The sequence below is a fragment of the Streptomyces sp. NPDC021020 genome (assembly GCF_044333285.1).
Lineage (GTDB): Bacteria > Actinomycetota > Actinomycetes > Streptomycetales > Streptomycetaceae > Actinacidiphila.
The window spans coordinates 342,494-365,403 of record NZ_JBIRQQ010000006.1 but is presented as its reverse complement, the minus strand read 5'-3'; the positions used below and the strand labels follow the sequence as shown (position 1 = coordinate 365,403).

17 protein-coding genes and 2 pseudogenes are annotated in these 22,910 nt (G+C 74.6%); 3 read left to right on the top strand and 16 right to left on the bottom strand.

The genetic code is table 11. The annotated features are described in order from the left end of the window. The gene (locus ACH4SL_RS20240) at window positions 1-978 is read right to left on the bottom strand and encodes an alpha-ketoacid dehydrogenase subunit beta (protein WP_398447329.1); all 978 of its coding nucleotides are present in this window, start codon (window positions 976-978) and stop codon (window positions 1-3) included. Between the two features lie 2 nt (window positions 979-980). After that, a complete protein-coding gene (gene pdhA, locus ACH4SL_RS20235; RefSeq protein ID WP_398447328.1) occupies window positions 981-2,153 on the bottom strand; it encodes a pyruvate dehydrogenase (acetyl-transferring) E1 component subunit alpha in 1,173 nt (390 codons plus the stop codon). A gap of 393 nt (window positions 2,154-2,546) precedes the next feature. Here pdhA (ACH4SL_RS20235) and ACH4SL_RS20230 point away from each other — a divergent pair, with 393 nt between their 5' ends. Both ACH4SL_RS20230 and ACH4SL_RS20225 read left to right on the top strand, forming a co-directional pair. Beyond that, window positions 2,547-3,203, top strand: a complete 657-nt coding sequence (locus tag ACH4SL_RS20230; protein ID WP_398447326.1) for a response regulator — start codon at window positions 2,547-2,549, stop codon at window positions 3,201-3,203. An 87-nt stretch (window positions 3,204-3,290) separates the two neighbouring features. After that, entirely contained in the window at window positions 3,291-4,346 is a 1,056-nt protein-coding gene (locus tag ACH4SL_RS20225; RefSeq protein ID WP_398447811.1) for a phosphotransferase, read from the top strand. Window positions 4,347-4,352: 6 nt separating this feature from the next. On the opposite strand, the gene ACH4SL_RS20220 is transcribed toward ACH4SL_RS20225, so the two are convergent. Further along, entirely contained in the window at window positions 4,353-5,900 is a 1,548-nt protein-coding gene (locus ACH4SL_RS20220) for a protein kinase (protein WP_398447324.1), read from the bottom strand. 336 nt (window positions 5,901-6,236) lie between these two features. Between ACH4SL_RS20220 and ACH4SL_RS20215 the strand changes: the two genes are divergently transcribed. Then, window positions 6,237-7,949, top strand: coding sequence for a protein kinase (locus ACH4SL_RS20215; RefSeq protein WP_398447321.1), 1,713 nt, complete (start codon window positions 6,237-6,239; stop codon window positions 7,947-7,949). 149 nt (window positions 7,950-8,098) lie between these two features. Here the strand turns inward: ACH4SL_RS20215 and ACH4SL_RS20210 are convergent, their stop codons facing one another. The 13 genes and pseudogenes from ACH4SL_RS20210 to pdhA (ACH4SL_RS20150) all read right to left on the bottom strand — a co-directional run bounded on the left by ACH4SL_RS20210 (window position 8,099) and on the right by pdhA (ACH4SL_RS20150) (window position 22,801). Further along, window positions 8,099-8,659, bottom strand: a complete 561-nt coding sequence (locus tag ACH4SL_RS20210) for a bacterial proteasome activator family protein (RefSeq protein ID WP_398447319.1) — start codon at window positions 8,657-8,659, stop codon at window positions 8,099-8,101. Between the two features lie 144 nt (window positions 8,660-8,803). Next, window positions 8,804-11,683, bottom strand: a complete 2,880-nt coding sequence (locus ACH4SL_RS20205) for an FtsX-like permease family protein (RefSeq protein ID WP_398447317.1) — start codon at window positions 11,681-11,683, stop codon at window positions 8,804-8,806. Beyond that, entirely contained in the window at window positions 11,680-12,513 is an 834-nt protein-coding gene (locus ACH4SL_RS20200) for an ABC transporter ATP-binding protein (RefSeq protein ID WP_398447314.1), read from the bottom strand. The genes ACH4SL_RS20205 and ACH4SL_RS20200 overlap by 4 nt, the downstream gene beginning before the upstream one ends. A 180-nt stretch (window positions 12,514-12,693) precedes the next feature. Continuing rightward, window positions 12,694-13,383, bottom strand: a complete 690-nt coding sequence (locus ACH4SL_RS20195) for a PadR family transcriptional regulator (protein WP_398447312.1) — start codon at window positions 13,381-13,383, stop codon at window positions 12,694-12,696. Between the two features lie 289 nt (window positions 13,384-13,672). After that, window positions 13,673-13,873, bottom strand: a complete 201-nt coding sequence (locus ACH4SL_RS20190; RefSeq protein ID WP_398447310.1) for a hypothetical protein — start codon at window positions 13,871-13,873, stop codon at window positions 13,673-13,675. Window positions 13,874-14,696: 823 nt separating this feature from the next. Beyond that, on the bottom strand, window positions 14,697-15,662 hold the full coding sequence (locus ACH4SL_RS20185; RefSeq protein ID WP_398447308.1) for an NAD(P)H-quinone oxidoreductase: 966 nt from the start codon (window positions 15,660-15,662) through the stop codon (window positions 14,697-14,699). Window positions 15,663-15,728: 66 nt separating this feature from the next. Then, entirely contained in the window at window positions 15,729-16,814 is a 1,086-nt protein-coding gene (locus tag ACH4SL_RS20180) for a potassium channel family protein (RefSeq protein ID WP_398447306.1), read from the bottom strand. Further along, entirely contained in the window at window positions 16,811-18,214 is a 1,404-nt protein-coding gene (locus tag ACH4SL_RS20175; protein WP_398447304.1) for a molybdopterin molybdotransferase MoeA, read from the bottom strand. The genes ACH4SL_RS20180 and ACH4SL_RS20175 overlap by 4 nt, the downstream gene beginning before the upstream one ends. Window positions 18,215-18,219: 5 nt before the next feature. Beyond that, a pseudogene (locus ACH4SL_RS20170) lies at window positions 18,220-18,483 on the bottom strand (DUF6457 domain-containing protein); the annotation flags it as partial. A gap of 117 nt (window positions 18,484-18,600) precedes the next feature. After that, window positions 18,601-19,185 (bottom strand): annotated as a pseudogene (locus ACH4SL_RS20165) (molybdenum cofactor guanylyltransferase); the annotation flags it as partial. Between the two features lie 57 nt (window positions 19,186-19,242). Further along, window positions 19,243-20,625 (bottom strand): dihydrolipoamide acetyltransferase family protein, encoded by a 1,383-nt coding sequence (locus ACH4SL_RS20160; protein WP_398447302.1) that lies wholly within the window; start codon window positions 20,623-20,625, stop codon window positions 19,243-19,245. After that, the gene (locus tag ACH4SL_RS20155; protein WP_398447300.1) at window positions 20,625-21,656 is read right to left on the bottom strand and encodes an alpha-ketoacid dehydrogenase subunit beta; all 1,032 of its coding nucleotides are present in this window, start codon (window positions 21,654-21,656) and stop codon (window positions 20,625-20,627) included. Before ACH4SL_RS20155 ends, ACH4SL_RS20160 begins: the two co-directional genes overlap by 1 nt. Then, entirely contained in the window at window positions 21,653-22,801 is a 1,149-nt protein-coding gene (pdhA, locus tag ACH4SL_RS20150; RefSeq protein ID WP_398447298.1) for a pyruvate dehydrogenase (acetyl-transferring) E1 component subunit alpha, read from the bottom strand. Before pdhA (ACH4SL_RS20150) ends, ACH4SL_RS20155 begins: the two co-directional genes overlap by 4 nt. Window positions 22,802-22,910 lie beyond the last annotated feature (109 nt).

Below are 22,910 nucleotides of genomic sequence, written 5' to 3'. Positions count from 1 at the left end.
TCAGTACGCCAGCGAGCGGTCGACGGCGTCCAGCACACGGTCCAGACCGGGGAGGTACTCGTCCTCCAGGCGGGCCGGCGGGTAGGGCGCGTGGAAGCCGCCGACCCGCAGCACCGGGGCCTCCAGGTGGTAGAAGCAGCGCTCCGTGATCCGCGCGGCGATCTCCGCGCCCGAGCCGTAGAAGACGGGCGCCTCGTGCACCACGACCAGCCGCCGGGTCTTCTCCACCGATGCCTGCACGGTGTCGAAGTCGATCGGGGAGAGCGAGCGGAGATCCACGACCTCCAGGCTACGGCCCTCGTTCGCCGCCGCTGCCGCGGCCTCCAGGCACACCTTCACCATCGGCCCGTACGCGACGAGCGTGACGTCGGCGCCCTGCTGCGCGACGACCGCCGTGTGCAGCCCGGTCGGGACCGCCTCGGTGTTCACCTCGCCCTTGTCCCAGTAGCGCCGCTTGGGCTCGAAGAAGATCACCGGGTCGTCGCACTCGATGGCCTGCTGGAGCATCCAGTACGCGTCCGAGGCGTTCGAGGGCGAGACCACCTTCAGGCCCGCCACGTGCGCGAAGAGCGTCTCCGGCGACTCGCTGTGGTGCTCGACCGCGCCGATGCCGCCGCCGTACGGGATGCGGATGACGACCGGCAGCTTGATCTTGCCGAGCGCGCGGGCGTGCATCTTGGCCAGCTGGGTGACGATCTGGTCGTAGGCGGGGAAGACGAAGCCGTCGAACTGGATCTCCACCACCGGCCGGTAGCCGCGCAGCGCCAGGCCGATCGCGGTGCCGACGATGCCCGACTCGGCGAGCGGGGTGTCGATGATCCGGCCCTCGCCGAAGTCCTTGTACAGGCCGTCGGTGATGCGGAAGACGCCGCCGAGGCGGCCGACGTCCTCGCCCATGACGAGGACCTTCGGGTCGTTGTCCAGCGCCTTGCGCAGGGACTCGTTCAGGGCCTTCGCCACTGCCATCGTCTGCGTCATGATCAGTGCCCCTGTCCTGCGGTCGCGCCGTCTTCCTCGAAGGACGCGAGGTAGTCCGCGAACTGCGCGCGCTCCTCGTCGACGAGCGAGCTGCCGTCCGCGTAGACGTTGTCGAAGATGGCCATCGGGCCCGGGTTCGGCATGGTCCGCACGCCCTCGCGGACGCGCTTGGCCAGTGCGTCGCTCTCCGCGTCGATCCTGGTGTAGAAGTCCTCGTCGGCCAGGCCCTCGTGGTCGAGGTAGGCGCGCAGCCGGGCGATGGGGTCCTTCGACGCCCACTCCTCGTGCTCCTCCTCGCTGCGGTAGCGGGTCGGGTCGTCGGTCGTGGTGTGCGCGCCCATCCGGTAGGTGAACGCCTCCACCAGCATCGGGCCCTGCCCGCTGCGCGCGTGCTCCAGGGCCGCCCGGGTGACGGCGAGCACCGCCAGCACGTCGTTGCCGTCCACCCGCACACCGGGGAAGCCGTAGCCCGCGGCGCGCTGGTAGATCGGCACGCGGGACTGCTTCTCGGTCGGCTCGGAGATCGCCCACTGGTTGTTCTGGCAGAAGAAGACCACGGGCGCGTTGTAGACGGCGGCGAAGGTGAAGGCCTCGGCCACGTCGCCCTGGCTGGAGGCGCCGTCGCCGAAGTAGGCCAGCACCGCGGAGTCGGCGCCGTCCTTGGCCACGCCCATCGCGTAACCGGCGGCGTGCAGGGTCTGCGAGCCGATCACGATCGTGTAGAGGTGGAAGTTGTTCTCGTTGGGATCCCAGCCGCCGTTGTTCACGCCGCGGAACATTCCCAGCAGATTGAGCGGGTCGACGTCACGCGTCCAGGCCACGCCGTGCTCGCGGTAGGTCGGGAAGACGTAGTCGTCGGGGCGGGTCGCCCGGCCGGAGCCGATCTGCGCGGCCTCCTGGCCCAGCAGCGACGCCCACAGGCCCAGCTCGCCCTGCCGCTGCAGGGTGATCGCCTCGCCGTCGAAGCGGCGGGTCATGACCATGTCGCGGTACAGGCCGCGCAGCTCTTCCGGCGTCAGGTCGATCGCGTAGTCGTCGTGCTCGACACGCTCGCCCTGCGGGGTCAGCAGCTGTACGAGCCCGGGCTCGCCGCTGCGGCGCTTCGCGGCGGCTGCACGGGTCGTCCGCCCCCTCTTCGCGGGGGCACCACCGTCGGCAGTGCTCTTCACGCTCACGTTCGCTCCTCCGTCTGTCCGGCCCCCGGGATCTGCCGGGGAGCAGGATGGAGCCGCTTTCCCGCGTCCACGGGAGGCGGCACACCTGGTCCGGCGGGACGCACGGGGTGTGTGCGGCATGACCGAGCCCAGGGCTGACAGCGTCCCGGCGAATGGCCTGCAACTACAGACGTTACCCACAAGTCCAGCATTCGCGCTAAGCCGTCCGACCTGCGGTTTTGCTTGGATTTCCTAGTAACTGCGCGAGCTTCGCGCATTCGGGCCGGGCAATCGTTTATCACCGCAGGCCACCGGGACAATCGCACCGTATCTCGAATGGCGGACAACCGTAAGGGGCGGCAGGGAGCGCACCGGCGGGAGGCGGCGGCCGCCGAGGGGTGCGACGCTGGGGGCGTGAGCGAAAAAGGGCATGACGGTCATATACGCGTTTTCGTGGTGGACGACCACGACGTCGTCCGGCGCGGGGTGAACCGGCTGCTGTCCGGTGACCCGTCGATCGAGATCGTCGGCGAGGCCTCCGACACCGCCGAGGCCGTCGACCGGGTGCCGGACGCCCATCCGGACGTCGCCGTCCTGGACGTACGGCTGCCGGACGGCAGCGGCGTCGAGGCCTGCCGGGAGATCCGCTCGCACGACGAGTCCGTGAAGTGCCTGATGCTCACGTCCTTCGCCGACGACGAGGCCCTCTTCGACGCCGTCATGGGCGGCGCGGCCGGCTACGTCCCCAAGGTCATCACGGGCGACGACCTGATCGGCGCGGTGCGCGAGGTCGCCGCCGGCCACTCCCTCATCGACCCGGCCGCCACCGCGGAGGTGCTGGAGCGCCTGCGCGAGGGCGGCGCGCGCGGCGGCGAACCCGGCGAGCGGCCGGGGCGGCTGTCGACGGACGAGCGGGAATTCCTCGACCTCATCGGCGAGGGCCTCACCAACCGCGAGATCGCCGAGCGCGCCGGCCTCGACGAGCGGACGGTACGGCGGCAGGTCTCGCAGCTCCTGCACAAGCTGGGGATGGCGCGCGACGGAGCGCAGGGCGCGGGGGCGGGGGCGTAAGGCGGCGCAAAAGACGTAAGCCTGCCCTTAGCAGGTCGAGGTGGGGTGGCGCCACCTCGCCGGGAGGGCCGCGCCCGTTGATCTACGCTGACACTCGTGACGGGCACGGCAACGGAGCCGCACACGCGGGCTGCGCTGTCCGCGCTGCTGCACCGGTACGAGGACGCGGGCGAACCGCTGACCTGCGAAGCCGTCCCCCGGGGGCTGCTCAACCGCGGCTGGCGCGTGACCACCACCCGGGGCCGCTACTTCCTCAAGCAGTACATCTCCGCGGACACCGCCGCCCCCGCGACCATCGTGCGCCAGCACCGCGCCACCCGGCGCCTGGCCCGCCTGGGCCTGCCCGCCGCCGCGCCCCTGCGCGCCACCGACGGCCACACCGTCACCCTGCACGGCGGCGTCGGCTACGCCCTCTTCCCGTGGATCGACGGCACCCACCGCGAGGGCACCGAGCTGGACGCCGACCAGTGCCGCCGGCTCGGCATCCTGCTCGGCCTCGTCCACACCGGGCTGGCCCGGGTCCAGCCGCCGCCCGCCGCGGGCCCGCGCCCCAGCGCCGACCCCGACGCCACCTACGCCGACATCGAGCGGCTGCTCGCCCTCGCCCGCGCGCACCGCCCGCACGACACCTTCGACCGGCTCGCCGAGCACCGGCTGGTGGAGCGGCGCGAACTCCTGCGGCGGCACGCCCACCGCCGCCCGCCCGACCCCACGCCCGCCCCCGCGCCCGAGGGCGGCGTCCAGGGCTGGGTGCACGGCGACTTCCACCCGCTCAACCTGCTCTACCGGGGTGACGAGCCCGCCGCGATCGTCGACTGGGACCGGCTCGGCGTCCAGCCGCGCGCCGAGGAGGCCGTCCGGGCCGCCGCGATCTTCTTCGTCCACCCCGTCGACGGCCGTCTCGACCTGCGCAAGGTCCGCGCGTACGCCCGCGCGTACCGGCTCGCCTCCGGCGCGGGCGAGGACGAGGTCGCGGCCGCCGTCCACCGGGTGTGGTGGGAGCGGCTCAACGACTTCTGGATGCTCCAGTGGCGCTACGAGCAGCGCGACCTGCGCTCCGACCCGCTCTTCCCCGCGACCTCGGCGCTGGCCGTGTGGTGGACGGGGAAGTACGAGGCGGTGCTGGACGCTTTCGCGGGGTAGCGGAGGTCAGTTCCCGCCGTTGCTGTCGTCCGTGGGGGAGGGGTCGGTCGGCGTGCCGCTGGGCGTGTCCGACTGCGTGGGCTTGCTCGACGTCGTCGGCGTGTCGTCCGTCGGCTTCGAGCTCGGCGTGTCCTCGGTCGGCGGCGTCTTCGTCGGGGCCGAGGGCGGGGCGCTCGTGGACGGCGTCCAGCTCGGCTTCGTCGGGTCGTCCGTCGGCCCGCCGGTGTCGGTCGGCTCGTCCGTCGGCTGGTCCGTGGGCTGGTCCTCGGTCGGCGGGTCGGCCGGTGCGCTCGTGGACGACGAGGGCTGCTGGTTGTCGGCCGGGTTGTCGCCGTTGCCGTTGCCGCGCGTGGCGAGGACGACGCCGATGACCACGGCCAGCACCGCGGCCACCGTGAAGAGCACGGGCTTGAGCCAGCGGTTGCCGCTGCCGCCGGGGTCGTCGTCGTAGCCGCTCCCGCTGCCGCCGGAGCCCGTACCCGCGCCCGTACCGCCGACGACGCCGGGGACGAGGGGGGCGCTGAGCTCGGCGGTGCTGCCGCTGCGGCCGTCCGGGCGGTAGCCGCCGGGGGCGTGGCCCTGGCCCTCGGGGAGGACGGCGGTGATCGCGCCGGTGTCCCACATGCCGCCGGTCCAGCCGCCCTGCTGGGTGAGGGCCTGGTGGGCGTAGCCGACGACGCCGCGCATCTCCTCGGCGCTCTGGAAGCGCTCCTCCGGCTGCTTGGCCAGCGAGCGCAGCACCAGGCCGTCCAGCTCGGGCGGCACCCGGTCGCTGATCTGCGACGGGAGCCGCGGCTCGTCCTGGACGTGCTGGTAGACCACGGACAGCGGGGTCTCGCCGACGAAGGGCGGGCGCAGCGCGAGCAGCTCGTAGAGCAGGCAGCCGGTGGCGTAGAGGTCGCTGCGGTGGTCGACGGGCTTGCCGAGCGCCTGCTCCGGGGAGAGGTACTGCGGGGTGCCCATGACCATGCCGGTCTGCGTCATGGTGCTCGCGGCGCCGTGCAGGGCGCGGGCGATGCCGAAATCCATGACCTTGACCGCGCCGCCGGTGGTGATGATCACGTTGGCGGGTTTGATGTCCCGGTGCACGATGCCGTGCTGGTGGCTGTACGCGAGGGCGTCCAGCACGCCGGAGACGATCAGCAGCGCCTGGTCGACGGGCGGCGGGGTGGCGCTGGTGAGCAGGTCCTTGATCGTGTGGCCCTCGACCAGCTCCATCACGATGTAGGGGGCCGTACCGCTGGGCGTGCGGTCCTCGCCGGAGTCGTAGACGGCCACGACGGCGTGGTGGTTCAGGCCCGCGACGGCCTGCGCCTCGCGCGTGAAGCGGGCCTTGGAGACCGGGTCCTCGGCGAGGTCGCCGCGCAGCAGCTTGACGGCGACGATCCGGCCAAGCCGTACGTCCTCGGCCGCGAAGACCTCGGCCATGCCGCCGCGGCCGAGCCGCCGGGTGAGCCGGTAGCGGCCCTCGCCGACGACGGAGCCCGTGCCCCACTGCTGGAGGGAGGTCTCCGACGCTCCGGTGCCCGCGGCCGTCTCGTTCGGGTCGACCATCAGTCCTCGCCGTCGTTCGCCTTCGCTGGGTCTGGTGCGCCACCGTACCGCTTTTCCACCGGCGGCCACGGCCCGTGTCCGAGAGACGGGCGCACCCGTGCCCCGGCGCCGCACGGCCGTACGGGCTCGCGCCGCGCCGCCTGCTCCGGCCGTCTACCCCCCGGGGGCCGTCCGACCCCTGTACGCGGGAAAGTTCCGCGTTCTGTATGCGAGCGATGCGTATCAGGTGACGACATGGTCAACGAACTTGACGTGCCCGTGCGATCGGCCAGACTGAGCGGGCAAGCTCGGGGACGTGTGTCATCCCGTCGGACCTTCATGGGGGTAGCGGTACTGATGAGCGGGGACGCCACGCAGGGCGGCGGTTACACGGGGCGCTCGGTGGGCGGTGGGCGCTACGTACTGCGCAACCTGCTCGGCCAGGGTGGCATGGCCTCCGTGCATCTGGCACATGACACCGTGCTCGACCGGCCGGTGGCGGTCAAGACCCTCCACACCAACCTCGGGCACGAGCAGTCCTTCCGCGAGCGCTTCCGCCGCGAGGCGCAGTCCGTCGCGAAGCTCAACCACACCAACATCGTCTCGGTCTTCGACTCCGGCGAGGACACGATCGACGGTCAGGTCGTCCCCTATATCGTCATGGAGTACGTCGAGGGCCGACCGCTCGGCGACGTCCTCGCCGCGGATGTCGCGCAGTACGGTGCGATGCCCGCCGACAAGGCGCTGAAGATCGTCGGCGACGTGCTCGCCGCGCTCGCCGTGAGCCATGAAATGGGCCTGGTCCACCGGGACATCAAGCCCGGCAACGTGATGATCACGCGGCGCGGCGTCGTCAAGGTCATGGACTTCGGCATCGCGCGGGCCATGCAGTCCGGCGTCACCTCGATGACGCAGACCGGCATGGTCGTCGGCACCCCGCAGTACCTCTCGCCGGAGCAGGCCCTCGGGCGCGGCGTCGACGAGCGCTCCGACCTCTACTCGGTCGGCTGCATGCTCTTCGAACTCCTCACCGGGCGGCTCCCGTTCGACGCCGACTCGCCGCTGGCGATGGCGTACCAGCACGTCCAGGAGACACCGCCCGCGCCGTCCGGCTTCAACCGCGCGCTGGGCCCGGCCGTCGACGCGCTCGTGGCCCGCGCGCTGCGCAAGAACCCGGCGGAGCGCTTCCCGACCGCCGACGCCATGCACGACGAGACCGACCGCGTCCTCGCCGCCACCGGGCAGAACGCGATACCGCAGCTCTCCGGCGAGGCCGGGACGGGCAGCCGGGGCGAGGGTGTCGCCAACTCCGTCTTCCCGTCGGCGCAGGGGCCGGTGCAGACCCCGCCGCCGCAGCTCCAGACGCCGTACGCGCCGACGCCGCCCGTCCCGCAGTCCGGCTACGCGCCGCACACCCCGCCGCCCTCCGCCTACGGCTACCCGCAGCAGGCCGCCGCGCAGACCCCGCCGCCGAGCACCGCGTACGGCATGGGCGCGCCGCCCTCCATGCAGGGCATACCCCAGCAGCACATGGGCGGCGGCCCCATGGGCGGCGGCATGGGCCCGGGGGCGGGCGGCCCGGGCGGCGGCCGCAAGCGCAACACCCCGCTGATCGTGGGCGCCGCGGTGGTGGGCGTCGCGATCGTCGTCATCATTGCCGTCGTCCTCGCGACGCAGGGCGGCGGCAAGCCGGACCCCAACCCCACGGCCGCCCCCAACCCCACCGCGACCACCGCGACCGCGGAGCCCACCGCCAGCGGCGACGGCGTCGTCATGGGCGACCAGACCCGCACCATCGAGCTGTCCGAGTGCACCGAGGCGCACAACGAGCTGATCAACCCGGGCAAGCCCCACCTCATGACGATGCCCGACTTCACCTCGATCTACGTCGACTCCGCCGTCGCCTGCATGAAGGCCGCCAACTGGCCTTACGAGATCAAGGACATGGACGAGCAGCAGTGGGGCAAGGGCACGGTCACGCGCCAGAGCCCGCAGGCACTCGACGACTTCGACCCCACCTCGGGCGCCAAGATCACGATCTGGGTCTCCACCGGCAAGGGCTCCAACTAGCCGCCGCCCCTTCCCTTCACCGCACGGGCCCGGCCTCTCGGAAGAGAGGCCGGGCCCGCGGTGGTCTTCCCGCCGGTACGGGCCCGCGGCGCTCTTCCGGCCGGTACGGGCCTGTGGCGCTCGTCCCGCCCGTACGGGCGTGGTGCCGTCTAGAGATACGGGCCCGAGCGCGAGCCCGGGTGCCCCGGGTCCAGCTCCTCCTCGTGGCCGAGCGCCCCCGGCGGCAACGCCCGCCGCATCTGCTCCAGCTGCGCGCGGGCCGCCATCTGCTGGGCGAACAGCGCGGTCTGGATGCCGTGGAAGAGGCCCTCCAGCCAGCCGACCAGCTGCGCCTGGGCGATCCGCAGCTCGGCCTCGCTCGGCACGCTGTCGTCGGTGAAGGGCAGCGACAGCCGCTCCAACTCCTGCACCAGCTCCGGCGCGAGCCCGGCCTCCAGCTCCTTGACCGAACTGGCGTGGATCTCCTTCAGCCGCACCCGGCTCGCCTCGTCCAGCGGAGCCGCCCGCACCTCCTCCAGGAGCTGCTTGATCATGCTGCCGATCCGCATCACCTTGGCAGGCTGCTCGACCATCTCCGTGACCGGGATCTCCCGCCCCTCCTCGCCGTCGGCGCCCCCGGCACCGCCCAGGGCCATGCCGTCCGGCCCGACGACCAGGACCTGCGGATTGTGCGAGCTCTCCGGCGAGCGTTCGTTCATCGGCATCTCCATGTCGCCATTGTCCCGCACCTCCGTCCGCGCGGGCCGTGTGGCCCCCTCCTGCTCCCACACGGCCCGCACATCATCGGGCACCCCCCGGCCCGTCCCCCGCACTCGCCCCGGCCGGTCCCGGCCCGTCCCCTGCTCAGCCCCCGCTCAGCCGTCGGCCCGCCTGCCGAGCTGCGGACGGGACCGGGTGACCAGGGCCGCCAGCAGCCCCGCCCCCAGCGGCACCGCCACCACCAGCAGCGTCAGCGTCCCCCAGGGGATCGCCACCGGCACATGGGGCACGCTGCTCCCATCCGTCCAGCCGTGGAGCAGGTCGCGCCGGAACTGCGCCCACTGGTGGCGCCGCTCGACCCGCCGCAGCGCCACCGCGGGCAGCACCCCGGCGATCGAGCCCAGCACCACACCCATCACGGCGACGACCCCGCACTGGAAACCCGACAGCGATCGCCGGATGCCCCCGCTCGCGCCTATCGCCGCCAGCGTCCTGAGGTCCGGCCCGGCGTCCGCCTGCGCGAGCCCCGTCGTTATCCCGGACGCACCGACCGTGATCAGCCCCGCGAATATCGCCAGCGCCAGCAGCAGCACCCCGTCGTGCCGGGAGTAGCCGTCCTCGACGTACACGTCCGCCTGCGTGCCGATCTTGGCCACGTCCAGGCGGAGCGTCTGCTGCTCCTTCCCGCTCGGCATCCTCGCCGTCGTGTAGTAGGAGCCCAGTGCCACGGTCCGGAAGCCCGCCGCCTCCGCCGCCCGCGGCGGCACGAGCGCCGTCAGCCCGTACGGCACGTCCTCGGCGGCCAGATGCGCGGAAAGCACCTTCACTGTGCCCGCGGGCTCCGAACCCTCCCCCACGTCGGTCTTCGTGATGTCCGCGATCACCTTGACCCGGAGCTTGCCGTGGTCGGCGTAGGCCCGGTCGAACAGCACCGTCTCGCCGCGCTCCAGCGCCTGCTCCGCCGCGGGGTCGCGGATGTCCAGCGCGTGCAGCACATCGGCCCCGCCGACCATGATCCCGCCGTAGCTCGGCATCGCGGTCGGGCTGTTCGGCCTCGTGCAGCGCCAGTCCGCGAGCAGCGCCTCGACCGACGTGGGCTGCACGGCCGGTCCGCCCTCACGCGGCGCCGAGGGGCACCGGTTGGCGTCCGGCATCTCCGCCTGCACCGCTCCGCAGCCCTCCTTCTCGTCCACCGCGCAGGACGGCGCCCCGACGTAGACCCGCGACACGTCCACCCGCCCGGTGACCGGGTAGTCCTTCTCCACCGCGGCCCGCACCCGCGCGAGGTCGCGGGACGCGCTCCCGTATCCCGACACCGCCACCGACCCGTACGGGAGCATCGCGTGGTGGGCCTGCCGGTCCTCCTGCCCCTTGCTCGCCATGTAGGTCGCGACCGCCACCGACCCGGCCACCGCCGCCAGCACCGCGGCCACCGCGGGCGCCGTGCGGCCCCGGTTGCGGACCGTGTCCCGCAGCGCCAGCCGCGGCACCGTCGGCAGCCACCGCCCGAACCGGCCGAACAGCCCGATCAGCGCCGGGGTCGTCATCGCCAGCCCGATCTCCGCGAGGCTCGCGCCGAGCACCGCCGAATAGATGCTGTCGGTGCGTGTCGTCGCGTAGACGGTGGTCGCCACCCCGATGACCATCACGCCCGCCCCCATCAACGGCAGCACACGGCTCGCGTGCCGCACCCCCCGCCGGCCGGTGAGCGAGGCGAGCACGCTCTGCCGCGCCGCCGACACCGCCGGCACCACCGCCGCCAGCACCCCGGTGAGCACCGCCAGCCCACCGATGGCCACCAGCTCCAGCGGCCGCACCGTCAGCCCGCCGAACCGCGCGCCGCCGCGCTCCTCCAGGGGCCCGCGCAGCAGCTGGGTGAGCGCGACCCCCAGGACCGTCCCGACCACGGCCGCCCCCACGCCGATCACCAGGCCGCTGGAGATCACTATGGCCCTGATGTGCCTGCGGTCACCGCCGTTGGCACCCACCAGCCCCAGCTGGCGCCGCGAGCGGCGCGCCCCGACGGCGAAGGCCGGGCCGGCCAGCAGGCAGATCTCCACGACGCTGAGCCCGACGATCGTCACGATCACGGCGACCGCCTCGGCCCGCGTGTCGCTGCTGTCGGACAGCAGCCGCGCGCTCTCGGGCCTCGCCTGGTAGAGCGGCACCTCGGCCGCCGGCGGCTGGTGCTCGCGCACCTGCCGTGAATCGACGACCACGCCCAGCGTGTTGGCGTGCTTGACCATCTCCCAGGTGAAATCCCCCGGGAAGGACACCAGATAGCTGGCACGTCCCGAGGAGAACCTGTCCTTCATCGTGTCCGCGGCCGCCTGGTAGGGCGCGACGAAAGCACCGGGCAGCACGTTGAGCTGCGCGTCGTGCAGATCGCTCGGCAGTTCGTAGACGCCCACGATCGTGTAGGACCGGCTCAGACCGCGCACCTTCACCCGCGACCCGATGTCCAACCCGCTGTCCTTGAGGAACTGGCCGGTGGCGGCCGCCTCGTCCGGCGTCCTCGGATAGCGGCCCCGGCTCAGCCGGGTGATGCCCTTGGTCATCGGGTCACCGGCCTTCAGCTCCCTGACCTCGGTGTCCAGCAGCCCGTACTTGCCCATGACCGGTGCGTAGGCGTGGACGTCGCTCAGCCAGCGCGCCCCGGCCGGCAGCGCGGTCAGCGGGTCGACCACGGGGTCGGCCGCGGGGCCTTCCCCGTCGGCCGGATCCTGGTGCTTCAGGGGCATCCCGACGCTGTCCGCCGGATCCTCGTACACCGGCTGCGGTCCGTACCCCGGGTCGGTCAGCCGCGCGTCGGCGGCTCCCAGCTCCCGCGTCGTCTTCTCCGCGACCGACAGCTGCGAGCTGCGGACGGTGATGTCGGCCGCGCTCACGCCCATGATGGGCACCGCGATCATGGCCAGCACCAGCAGGCTGCGGCCCTTGTACCGCACGGCGTCCCTGCGGGCGATCCGCACCGCCACCCGCCAGGCGTGCAGCCGCCCGGCGCCCGGCACCCCCGCCCACCGCCGCCCGCTCACTGCGCCGCTCCGCCCGTGAGCAGCGACTCCGCGCTGGAGCGCAGCGTCGACTCGACCATCGAACCGTCCCGCAGGAAGACCACCCGGTCCGCCCATGCCGCGAAGCGCGGCTCGTGCGTCACGAGGATGCCGGCCGCCCCCGCGTCGCACCGCGACCGCAGCAGCGCGAGCACTGCGTCACCGGTCTCCGAGTCCAGCGCGCCGGTGGGCTCGTCGGCGAGCACCAGCCGCCGGTCGCCCACCAGCGCGCGGGCGATGGCCACCCGCTGCTGCTGCCCGCCCGACATCTCGTCGGGGAAGCGGTCGGCGAGGTCGGCCAGACCGATCTCGCCGAGCGCCACGAGCGCCTCCCGGCGGGCCTTGCGGCTGCCGAGCCCGTCCAGCTCGCGGGGCAGCGCGACGTTCTCCGCCGCGGTCAGCGCCGGGATCAGGTTGTAGTCCTGGAAGACGTAGCCGATGCTCCGCCGCCGCAGCGCCGCCAGCTCCTTCCGGCTCGCCGTGGTCAGGTCGGTGCCCTCGACCAGGACCCGGCCGGACGTCGGCAGGTCGAGCCCGCCGGCCAGCGTGAGCAGGGTGGACTTCCCCGAGCCCGAAGGCCCCATGACCGCGACCAGCTCCCCCGCGTGGACGTCGAGATCGATCCCGCGCAGCGCGTGCACCTCGGCCGCTCCGGTGCCGTGCACCCGGGTCACCTCCTCGATGCTGAGCACGGGCTCGACCTCGCGCTCCTCCCCTCGCTCGTCCCCGGGGGCGGCGCCGCTCGGGGCAGCCGGGCCATACGTGCCGGACGGCCTCTCCGGCTCGGCCGGTGGTGTGGACTGACTGGACATCGGACTCTTCCCCCTGCTTCCGGTCCGGGCCGTCCAGGCCCGGACTGTCGGTCGTGCTCCTCGCGTACGTCGTCCCGTGATCCCGTGGCACACCGCTCCTGCGGCGCGGCCGGGTGCGCGGCCCGTCTCCCACCCGGGCCCCGGCGGGCGCCCCGGTCAGCGGCCCGGTCAGCGCCCTGGTCAGCGGCGGGGCCGGCGCAGCGCGCCGCGCAGCCCGCCGACGCGCGCCGGGCTCCGCTGCGGTGCGCCGTCCGCCTGCTCGGCGGTGCCGTCCCCGTCCGAAGGCGGGTTGTCCGCTCCTTCCCGCCGGTCGGCCACGGCCTGCGGGGCGAGCCGGACGAGCCGGGTCTCGCAGTGGTCCAGCCAGCGGGCCTCCGCCTCGGCCTGGAAGATCATCTGGTCCAGGACCAGCTGCCAGGCCACGTCGTCCGGGTCGAAGACCCCCGGACGGGCGGCCGCCGCCTCCAGCGCCTGCGCCTTCAGGCGCGTGTAGTCCTGCATCGCCTGGATCGTGTGGGCGCGCTGGGCCTGGATGACGGCGCGGACGTCCACATCGGGCGTCCCCACCGCCATCGCGAGCTTTATCGCGAGCTCGTCGCGCGGCGGGCTCGCGCGGTCCACCGGCGTGGTGAACCAGCGCCTCAGCTCGTCGCGGCCGTCCTCGGTGATGGCGTAGAGGGCGTGCCCCGCCTCGTCCTCGCCCGCGGGCACGACCAGGCCGTCGCGCTCCAGCCGGGCGACGGTCGTGTACACCTGCCCGACGTTGAGCGGCCAGGTGGAACCGGTGCGCGACTCGAACTCGGTGCGTAGCTGGTAGCCGTAGCGCGGCCCTCGTTCGAGGAGGGCCAGCAGGCCGTGACGGATCGACATACTGAGTATGTATACCGAGTAAGGCCGCCCGCGACAAGGCCGATCGGCGCGCCGGACCCTCTCTTCACTCGAACGAATGAACGAAGGGCGTTCGATGTTCGAGAGGCCGCTCCGCAGGCAATCATGATCGGGAACGGTCACCCGCAGTCACGGGAGGCCGGGACGGAAGGTCTCGCGTGCGGGTGCGCGCGTTCGCGCGGGCGCGGGTACGCGGGCGTGCGGGTGCGGGCGGGCGGGTGCGGGCGTGCGGGCGCGGGCGCGGGGAGAAGACGGGGGCGGCGCCGGGCGGTCAGCTCCGGCGCAGACGGAGACCGAGGAAGCCGAGACCGAGCCCGACCAGCACCATCCCCGCACCGAGCGGCAGCACCCGGCGCACCCGGCGCACCCGGGGCTCGCGGGCGGCGACGGAAGCGGAGCCGCCTCGCACCACGGTCGGCGCGGGGAGCGTGGTCGCGGTGGGTGCCGGGCCCGCGGAGCCCGCGTCGGGCACGAGCGAGGGCGCCTGCTCACGGAAGCCGTGGTCGTAGCGGTGCTGCCGGGGCCGGTCCTCGTACGCGCGGTGCCGCGCGTGACCGTCCCGACCGGATCCGCCGGCGGGGAGCCCGGCGGGCGGCCGCAGCGGCGCACCGCCGGAGGCGGAGGGCTCGGGCGGCCGAGCGGAATCGGAGCGGGCGGGCCTTCCGGCAGGACGGGACGGAACGGACGGACCGGCGGAAGCCGGCGGAAAGGGACGAGGAGGTGACGGCATGGCAGGCGTGCCGGAGGTGGCGGGTGGACGCGGCGAGCCGGAATGCGGGCCGCTCGCGGGCAGTTCGGGCGACGCGGGCCGCTCGGTCCGCGCAGGCGGTCCGGGCCGTTCGGACGGCGCGGGACGTGCGGGACGCGCGGGCTTCGACGGCGGTGCGGGCCGGTTGGGGCTGGCGGGTCCGGGCGGCCGGACGTCCGCGGTCCCGCCGGGCTGCGGGCCGCCGGGCCGGGGGTCGCGCCCCGGAAGGGGCGGACGGGCCGCGTCGGGAGCTGCGGCCTGCGGCGATCCACGCTGTGCGGAGACGGAGGCGGGCGCCGCCGGTGCGGCGGCCCGCCCGGTGGCGGCCGGGGCGAGCAGAGCCGCGACGGCCAGAGCGGGCGCCGCCGCCCGGAGGACCGTGGCGACCGGGCGGGCCGAGTGGGCCCAGTGGGCGGCATCGGGCGGTGACCCGCTCCTGCCGGATGCCCACCGCACATCCCTCGCCTCTCCGCCGGACTCTCGGTGGAATCAGCGTCACACGAAGCGACGATCCCGGCATCCCGGGTGCCCGGCGGGGCGTTGGCGGTCAGACGGTGAGCAGGATCTTGCCGACGTGCTCGCTGCTCTCCATCAGCCGGTGCGCGGCTGCGGCATCGGCCAGGGGGAAGGCGCGGTCGACGACCGGGCGGACGGTGCCCGCCTCGACCAGCGGCCAGACGTGCTCGCGGACGGCCGCGACGATCGCCGCCTTCTCCTCCGCGGGCCGGGCCCGCAGGCTCGTCGCGATCACGGCCGCACGCTTGGCGAGCAGCTTCGCAAGGTTCAGTTCCGCCTTCACGCCGCCCTGCATCCCGATGACGACGAGGCGCCCGTTCACGGCCAGGGCGTCGAGGTTGCGGTCCAGGTATTTCGCCCCGACCACGTCCAGGACGACATCGGCGCCCCGGTCGCCCAGCTGCTCGACGAAGTCCTGCTCCCGGTAGTTGACCAGGATGTCGGCGCCCAGCTCCGCGCAGAAGGCCAGCTTCTCCGCGGTGCCCGCGGTGGTCGCGACCGTCGCGCCGACCGCTTTGCCGAGCTGGATCGCCATGGTGCCGATGCCGCTGGAGCCGCCGTGCACGAGCAGCGTCTCGCCCGGTCGCAGGTGCGCGATCTGGAAGACGTTGGACCAGACCGTCGCGGTGACCTCGGGCAGCCCCGCCGCCGTGACGGGGTCGACGCCCTCGGGGAGCGGCAGCAGCTGGCCGGCGGGCACAGCGACCAGCTCGGCGTAGCCGCCGCCGGACAGCAGCGCGCACACCTCGTCCCCGACCGTCCAGCCGGCCACGCCCGCACCGAGCGCCACGATCCGCCCGGAGCATTCGAGGCCGGGGTAGGGGGAGGCACCGGGCGGCGGGTCGTAGAAGCCCTGCCGCTGCAGGACGTCGGCGCGGTTCACGGCCGAGGCCGCGACCTCGACGAGCACTTCGCCCGGCCCCGGCTCGGGATCGGGGACCTCGGCGAGGACAAGCGCGTCGGGCCCGCCGGGCTGGGCAATGGTGATCGCACGCATGCCACGACCATACGGGAAGCGGCCCCGGCGGTCGGCCGCGCCGTGCTGCGGTGCGGGAGCGCGGAGTCAGTCCAGCGGCGCGGTCTCCGAACTTCCGGTCGCCCGGTGGATGGTGATCAGCCGGTCGGTCGGGCGCAGGGGCGACGCGTCCGGGTCGTCGTGGCCGAGCAGGAGCGAGCCGCGCTTGACCGACACCACCAGATCCGTGCATTCGCGCGGCGACTTGCCCGCCTCGGACGCCGCCACCGGCCGCTCGATGAGGTCGAGCCCGCTGCCGTAGGTGATCAGGTCGTCCATCACCCGCCCGACGCTGGGGCTGAGCACCCCGAGCCCCAGCAGCCGCCCCGCGTAGCCGGAGCTGGTGATGACGGAGTCGGCGCCCGACTGCCGCAGCAGCGGCCCGTTCTCGTCCTCGCGGACCGACGCGACGATGTGCGCGGTCGGGTTGAGCTGGCGGGCGGTCAGCGTGACCAGGACGGCGGTGTCGTCGCGCTGCGCGGCGACGACGATCTGCCGCGCCCGCTGCGCCTCGGCCCGCCGCAGGACCTCGCTGTGGGTCGCGTCACCGGCGACCGCGACCAGCCCCTCCTCCGTCGCGCCGTGCACCGCCTTGTGGTTCGGGTCGACGACCACGATCTGCTCCTTCGGCACCCCGCGCCCCAGCAGCGTCCGCGCCGCCGCCCGGCCCTTGGTGCCGTATCCCACGATGACGACGTGATCGCGCACCGTTCGCCTCCAACGGGTGATCCGGAATTGCTCCCTGGTCCGCTCGGTCAGCACCTCGAGCGTCGTGCCGACCAGGATGATCAGGAAGAGCACGCGCAGTGGCGTCACGAGAAACGTGGTCGTCAGGCGCGCACTGGTGCTGTACGGGACGATGTCGCCGTAGCCGGTCGTCGACAGGGTGACCGTCGAGTAGTACAGCGCGTCGAGGAAGCCCACCGAGGTGTCGGCGGCGTCGTGGTAGCCGTGGCGGTCGAAGTAGACGAGGGCCACGGTGACGGCGAGCACCAGCAGCGCGAGCAGCAGGCGCCTGCTCACCTGCAGCAGCGGCCCCGCGGGCTGGTGCGGAAAGGCCACCACGTGGCCGCCCGGCGTGGCGTCGGGCGGCGGCGTCCCGTCGGCGCCGCCCGAGCCCTCCTGCGGGGTCATGTCCCGCTCCCCCACGCGGGTGCGAGCACCCCGGTGTCCAGGACCGCCGTCTCCTCCCCGGCCCTCCCGCCGCCCGGCGGGATCACCGCCATACCGTCCGCGGCGGCCAGCCCGCGCAGCATCGCGGGACCGGTGAAATGCAGCGGCCGCGCGGCCGACTCGTCGTCGAAGACGACGGGCACGAGCCGGGTGTCCGCCGGGTGGCCGGGCACGTCCGAGGTCAGCGGCGCCGCGTACGGGGCCGGCAGCGGCCGTCCGGCGAGCGTGCGCAGCACGGGCGCGACCAGGGTGAGCACGCCGGAGACAGCCGCGAGCGGATTGCCGGGCAGCCCGGCCAGCAGGCCCCCGGCGGGCAGCCGGGCGAGCAGCATGGGGTGCCCCGGCCGTACCGCCACCCCGTCGACCAGCAGTGCGGCGCCGAGCCGGGCCAGTACGGGATGCACATGGTCGACCGGGCCGCCCGCCGTCCCCCCGGTGGTCACCACCAGGTCGGCGGTGCTCGCGGCCAGCGCGGCGTGCAGCACGTCGGCGTCGTCCGCGAGCCGCCGCACCCCGGTCACGTCCGCGCCGAGCCCGCGCAGCCAGGACGGCAGCATCGGGCCGAGCGCGTCGCGCACCCTCCCGGCCCGCGGCGGGCCCTGGTCCAGCAGCTCGTCGCCGAGCACCAGGATCTCGACCCGGGGCCGCATGACGACGACCAGCTCGTCGTATCCGGCGGCCGCGGCCAGTCCGAGCACCGCCGGGGTGACCAGCGCCCCCGTGGGCAGCAGCTCGTCGCCGCTGCGGCATTCCTGGCCCCTGCGCCGTATCTCCTGGCCGGGAGCGGGCGGGGAGTGCGGCGCCAGCACGTGCAGCCACTCGCCGTCGGTCCGCTGCCGCACGCTGCCGTGCTCGCTGCGCAGGACGGCGGTGGCGCCCGGCGGCAGCACCGCGCCGGTGGCGATACGCGCCGCGTGGCCGCCCAGCAGGGGTTCGGAGGGGCGCCGCTGCCCGGCGAGCACCTGCCCCTTGAGCCGCCACGGGCCCGGGCCCGCGACCGCCCAGCCGTCCATCGCGGAGGAGTCGAAGGAGGGCAGGTCCGTCAGCGCGGCGAGCGGCCGCGCCAGCGCCATGCCGAGGATGTCCTCGCCGAGCGGCAGCGCCCGCACGTCGAGCCGGCGCCCGGCCCGGCGGGCGATACGCCGCGCCTCCGGCCAGGAGACGGCGGCCGCCGGGGGCGGGGCGGGGTCCGGGGCGCGCAGCGGCTCGTGGCCGAGCGCGACCGCGAGCGGATCGTTGGCGGGTGTCCGGGCGCCGCGGCCGGCCCTGCCCCGGGGGCCGTTGGCCAGTGCGAGGGCGTCGTCGAGGGCGCGGTCGGCGGCGTCCTCGCCGCTCCGGCCGCGGTCACGGGGGCCGTTCATCCGCCTTATTCCTCCGGTTCCGGCCACTGCACGGCCAGGTCCGCGGCCTTGCGCGCCGCCTCGCGTACGGCCTGCGGCCCGCCGCCGGCCTGCGCGGCCGCGTAGCCCACCAGGAAGGTGGTCAGCGGCGCCGCCGGGCGCGCGACACCGTGCGCGGCGTCACGGGCCAGGTCGAGCAGGACACCGGTGTCCACGTCGAGGTCGATACCCAGTTCGGTCTTGACTGCTGCGATCCATTCGTCCACCACACGCCCATGGTCCCCGATCCGCCCGCGCAAGCCACCCAGGCTCACCCCGTGGACACCCCGCCCGGCCCACCGGCGGGCGGTGGCACCGGGTCTGGTGGGGCGTCAGGCGCCGGGCGGGCCGCCCTGCGGGTCCAGCCGGGAGCGCGCGACGGCGACGTCCTCCCAGGTGTCGCAGTCGAAGCTCGCGCGGCCGGTCGGGTCGGGGATCCGGCGGAGCCGCAGTCCCGCGGTGAGCAGGCGCAGCGGCAGGCCGGACAGGGTGCCGTACTCCGCCCGGAGCAGGGCGGCCTCGCGGCGCAGCGGCTCCGCCGAGTAGGCGGCCGCGAGCGGCTGGTCGCGGCCGTCGGCGTCGGTGAGCAGAGCGCCCTCCCACGCACCGGTGAGGCTCCCGGTGAGCGCCGCGACCGTGTCCACCGTCAGGAAGGGCAGGTCGGCCGCGAGGACGAGCACGACCGGCGGGCGGTCCGGGCCGCCGAGTGCGGCGAGCCCGGCGGCCAGCGCGGGCAGCGGGCCGCCGCCCGCGGGCTCCTCCCGGGTCCAGCACACCGGCCGGGCGGTGGGCCTGCGGGGGCCGACGACGACGGTGCGGTCCGCGTCCGCGCACACCGCGAGGACCCGGTCGAGCAGCGTCCGGCCGCCCACCGCGAGCGCGGGCTTGTCGGTGCCGCCCAGCCGCCGGGCCGCCCCGCCGGCCGGCACCACCGCGTCGTAGCTCGTCGTCATGCCGCCGAGTATCCCCCGGCCGACGCGCGGCGCGGCCGGGGGAGCGGGCGGCGCCGGTCAGACGGCGGCCAGCAGCAGGGCGGGCTGCTCCACGCAGTCGGCCACCATCCGCAGGAAGCCGCCCGCGACGCCGCCGTCGCACACCCGGTGGTCGAAGGTGAAGGAGAGCTGCACCACCTGGCGCACCGCCAGCTCGCCGTCGTGCACCCAGGGCTTGGCGGCGATCCGCCCCACACCGAGCATCCCGGCCTCGGGGTGGTTGATGATCGGCGTGGAGCCGTCGACACCGAAGACGCCGTAGTTGTTCAGCGTGAACGTGCCCCCGGTCAGCTCGGCGGGGGACAGCGTGCCCGCGCGGGCCGAGTCGGTGAGCCGGGCGATCGCGTCCGACAGCTCCGCGGTGGTCATCGTGTGCGCGTCGCGCAGCACGGGCACCACCAGGCCGCGGTCGGTCTGGGCGGCGAAGCCGAGGTGCACGCCGGGCAGCCGCAGGATCTCCGCGCGCTCGGTGTCCACCGTGGCGTTGAGCTCCGGGTAGCGGGCCAGCGCGGCCGTGACCACCCTGGCCAGCAGCGCGAGCACGGAGATCCGGGGCCGGCCGGGGGCGTTCATCGCCGCCCGGGCCGCGAGCAGTTCGGTGGCGTCGGCGTCCACCCAGCAGGTGGCGTCCGGCACTTCGCGGCGGCTGCGGGCCAGCTTCTCGGCCGCCGCTCGCCGTATCCCGCGCAGCGGCACCCGCTCGGCGCCCTCCGGCACGGGCGCGGGGGCAGGGGCGGCGGGCGCGGGGGCAGGGGCCGGAGCTGTGATCGCGCGCTCGACGTCGGAGCGCAGGATCAGCCCCTCGGGTCCGCTTCCGGCCAGGGTCCGCAGATCCAGCCCGTGCTCGCGCGCGATCCGCCGCACCAGCGGTGAGATGACGGCCACCGGCCCACCGTCCACCCCGTCCGGTGCGGGCACCGGCGGAGGAGCGGGAGGCGGCGGGGAAGCCACCGGCGGGACAGCGGCCGGTACGGGCCCTCGTCCGCCCGCCCGCACCCGCGCCCGGCGGCGGCCCGCGGCCGCGCCGGTGCCGTAGCCGACCAGCACATTGCCCGAGCCCTGGCCACCGTCCGCCGACTCCCCGGAGACGCCGTCCCCGTCGCCGGCGTGGCCCGCGCCGCCCGATCCCGGACTCAGCATCCCCGCCGCGTCGGCGGACCCGACCGCGACGGTCACCAGCGGCCGCCCCACGGCCAGCGACTCGCCCTCCTCGCCGAACCGCGCGGTGACCACCCCGCCGTAGGGGCAGGGCACCTCGACCACGGCCTTGGCCGTCTCCATCTCGACCACCGGCTGGTCGACCGCGACGACCTCGCCGACCTGCACCAGCCAGCGGACGATCTCCGCCTCCGTCAGGCCCTCCCCGAGGTCGGGGAGGGTGAACTCGCGCACCACGGCCATCAGTCGTCCTCCCACTGGAGCCGGCCGACCGCGTCGAGGATGCGGTCCACGCCCGGAAGGTGGTGCCGCTCCAGCATCGGCGGCGGGTAGGGGATGTCGAAGCCGGTGACCCGCAGCACGGGCGCCTCCAGGTGGTGGAAGCAGCGCTCGGTGAGGCGCGCGGCGATCTCCGCGCCCGCCCCGGCGAAGCCCGCCGCCTCGTGGACCACGACGGCCCGCCCGGTGGCCCGCACGGCCGCGGCCACGGTCTCCTCGTCGAAGGGCACCAGGCTGCGCAGATCCACCACACCCAGATCCCAGCCCTCTTCCTTCGCCGCCTCCGCGGCCTCCAGGCACACCGGCAGCGACGGCCCGTACGTCACCAGCGTCGCCGTGCGCCCGGCCCGTCGCACCACGGCCCGCCCGGGCGGCGGCACCACGGCCGGCTCCTGCGCCGACCAGTCGGCCTTCGACCAGTACAGCCGCTTCGGCTCCAGGAAGACGACCGGGTCGTCGGAGGCGATCGCCGCCCGCAGCATCCCGTACGCGTCCTCCACCGTGGCCGGGGTGAAGACGTGCAGACCCGGTGTGTGGACGTAGTAGGCCTCCGAGGAGTCGCTGTGGTGCTCCACGCCGCCGATGCCGCCGCCGTACGGGATCCGCACGGTGATGGGCATCGGCAGCGCGCCCCGTGTGCGGTTGCGCATCCGGGCGACGTGGCTGACGAGCTGCTCGAAGGCCGGGTAGGCGAAGGCGTCGAACTGCATCTCCACGACCGGCCGCAGCCCGTACATCGCCATGCCGACGGCCGCGCCGAGGATGCCGGCCTCGGCAAGCGGTGTGTCGGTGCAGCGGTCCTCGCCGAAATCCCTGGTCAGGCCGTCGGTGATGCGGAAGACCCCGCCCAGCGCGCCGACGTCCTCCCCCATGACGTGCACGGCGGGATCCGCCACGAGGGCGTCCCGCAGCGCCTGGTTGAGCGCCTGCGCCATGGTGGTCTGCTTGCGGGCGGGCGGTGCCTCGCGGCCCGCGTCGGTCGTGGCAGTGGTCATGACCGGCGCTCCGCCGCCGGCGCCTGCTCCGAGACGGCCGCCGCTGATTCCGCCGCCTCCGCCGCCATCTCCGCCCGCAGCAGCGCGGCCTGCTCGCGCAGTTGCGGCGTGGGCTCGGCGTAGATGTGCGCGAAGAGCTCCGCCGGGTCGAGCGGGGGCTCGTCGTGCATCCGGGCGCGCAGGTCGGCGGCGAGCGTCTCGGCCTCGTCCGCCACCTGCTGCCGCCCCGCCTCGTCGAGCAGCCCGCGCCCGGTCAGTTCCCTTTCCAGCAGCTCCACCGGGTCGTACGCGCGCCACGCGGCGACCTCGGCCTCCTCGCGGTAGCGGCCCGCGTCGTCGGCGTTGGTGTGCGCGTCGATCCGGTAGGTGACCGCCTCGACCAGGGTGGGTCCGCCGCCGTCCCGCGCACGGTCCAGCGCCTCGGTGAGGACCTGGTGGACGGCCGGTGCGTCGTTGCCGTCCACCAGCCTTCCCGGCATCCCGTAGCCGACGGCCTTGTGCGCGAAGGTGGGCGCCGCGGTCTGCTTGGCCAAGGGCACGGAGATGGCGAAGCCGTTGTTCTGCACGAGGAAGACCACCGGCGCGTGCCAGACGGCCGCGAAGTTGAGCGCCTCGTGGAAGTCGCCCTCGCTCGTGCCGCCGTCGCCGACCATGGCGAGCGCGGCCACCGGGTCGCCGCTGAGCCGCGCGGCGTGCGCGAGGCCCACGGCGTGCGGCAGCTGGGTGGCGAGGGGGGTGCTGAGCGGGGCGACGCGGTGGACGCGCGGGTCGTACCCGGTGTGCCAGTCGCCGCGCAGCAGCGTCAGCGCCTCGACCGGGTCGACCCCGCGGGCCACCACGGCGAGGGTGTCGCGGTAGCTGGGGAAGAGCCAGTCGGCGGGCGCGAGTGCGAGAGCGGCGGCGATCTCGCAGGCCTCCTGACCGGTGCTGGACGGGTAGACGGCGAGCCGGCCCTGCTTGGTCAGGGCGGTCGCCTGCCGGTTGTAGCGGCGGCCGCGGACGAGCTGCGCGTACAGCGCACGCAGCAGCGCGGGGTCCAGACGCGTGGCGGCGGGGGTGCCGAGCAGCCGGTAGGGCTCCGGGTCGGGCAGCAGCGGCGCGGCGTCGGTGCGAGGCCGCCAGGCGGGGGTGTCCAGCACGGTCATCGCGAGCACCTCCTTGTGGTCGGTGACCGTCAGCAGTCGGTAGCGCGAGCGGGTTCCGCTCTCCCTACCGATTGTTCGGTCGCCGGAGGCATTTTGGCTACGGGGTGGT

Excerpts from the sequence above, each read along its gene's own strand:
- ACH4SL_RS20240 (WP_398447329.1), bottom strand. The coding sequence starts at position 978 with ATGACGCAGACGATGGCAGTGGCGAAGGCCCTGAACGAGTCCCTGCGC.
- ACH4SL_RS20220 (WP_398447324.1), bottom strand. The coding sequence starts at position 5,900 with ATGGTCGACCCGAACGAGACGGCCGCGGGCACCGGAGCGTCGGAGACC.
- ACH4SL_RS20215 (WP_398447321.1), top strand. The coding sequence starts at position 6,237 with ATGAGCGGGGACGCCACGCAGGGCGGCGGTTACACGGGGCGCTCGGTG.
- ACH4SL_RS20210 (WP_398447319.1), bottom strand. The coding sequence starts at position 8,659 with ATGGAGATGCCGATGAACGAACGCTCGCCGGAGAGCTCGCACAATCCG.
- ACH4SL_RS20200 (WP_398447314.1), bottom strand. The coding sequence starts at position 12,513 with ATGTCCAGTCAGTCCACACCACCGGCCGAGCCGGAGAGGCCGTCCGGC.
- ACH4SL_RS20195 (WP_398447312.1), bottom strand. The coding sequence starts at position 13,383 with ATGTCGATCCGTCACGGCCTGCTGGCCCTCCTCGAACGAGGGCCGCGC.
- ACH4SL_RS20185 (WP_398447308.1), bottom strand. The coding sequence starts at position 15,662 with ATGCGTGCGATCACCATTGCCCAGCCCGGCGGGCCCGACGCGCTTGTC.
- ACH4SL_RS20180 (WP_398447306.1), bottom strand. The coding sequence starts at position 16,814 with ATGACCCCGCAGGAGGGCTCGGGCGGCGCCGACGGGACGCCGCCGCCC.
- ACH4SL_RS20175 (WP_398447304.1), bottom strand. The coding sequence starts at position 18,214 with ATGAACGGCCCCCGTGACCGCGGCCGGAGCGGCGAGGACGCCGCCGAC.
- ACH4SL_RS20160 (WP_398447302.1), bottom strand. The coding sequence starts at position 20,625 with ATGGCCGTGGTGCGCGAGTTCACCCTCCCCGACCTCGGGGAGGGCCTG.
- ACH4SL_RS20155 (WP_398447300.1), bottom strand. The coding sequence starts at position 21,656 with ATGACCACTGCCACGACCGACGCGGGCCGCGAGGCACCGCCCGCCCGC.
- pdhA (WP_398447298.1), bottom strand. The coding sequence starts at position 22,801 with ATGACCGTGCTGGACACCCCCGCCTGGCGGCCTCGCACCGACGCCGCG.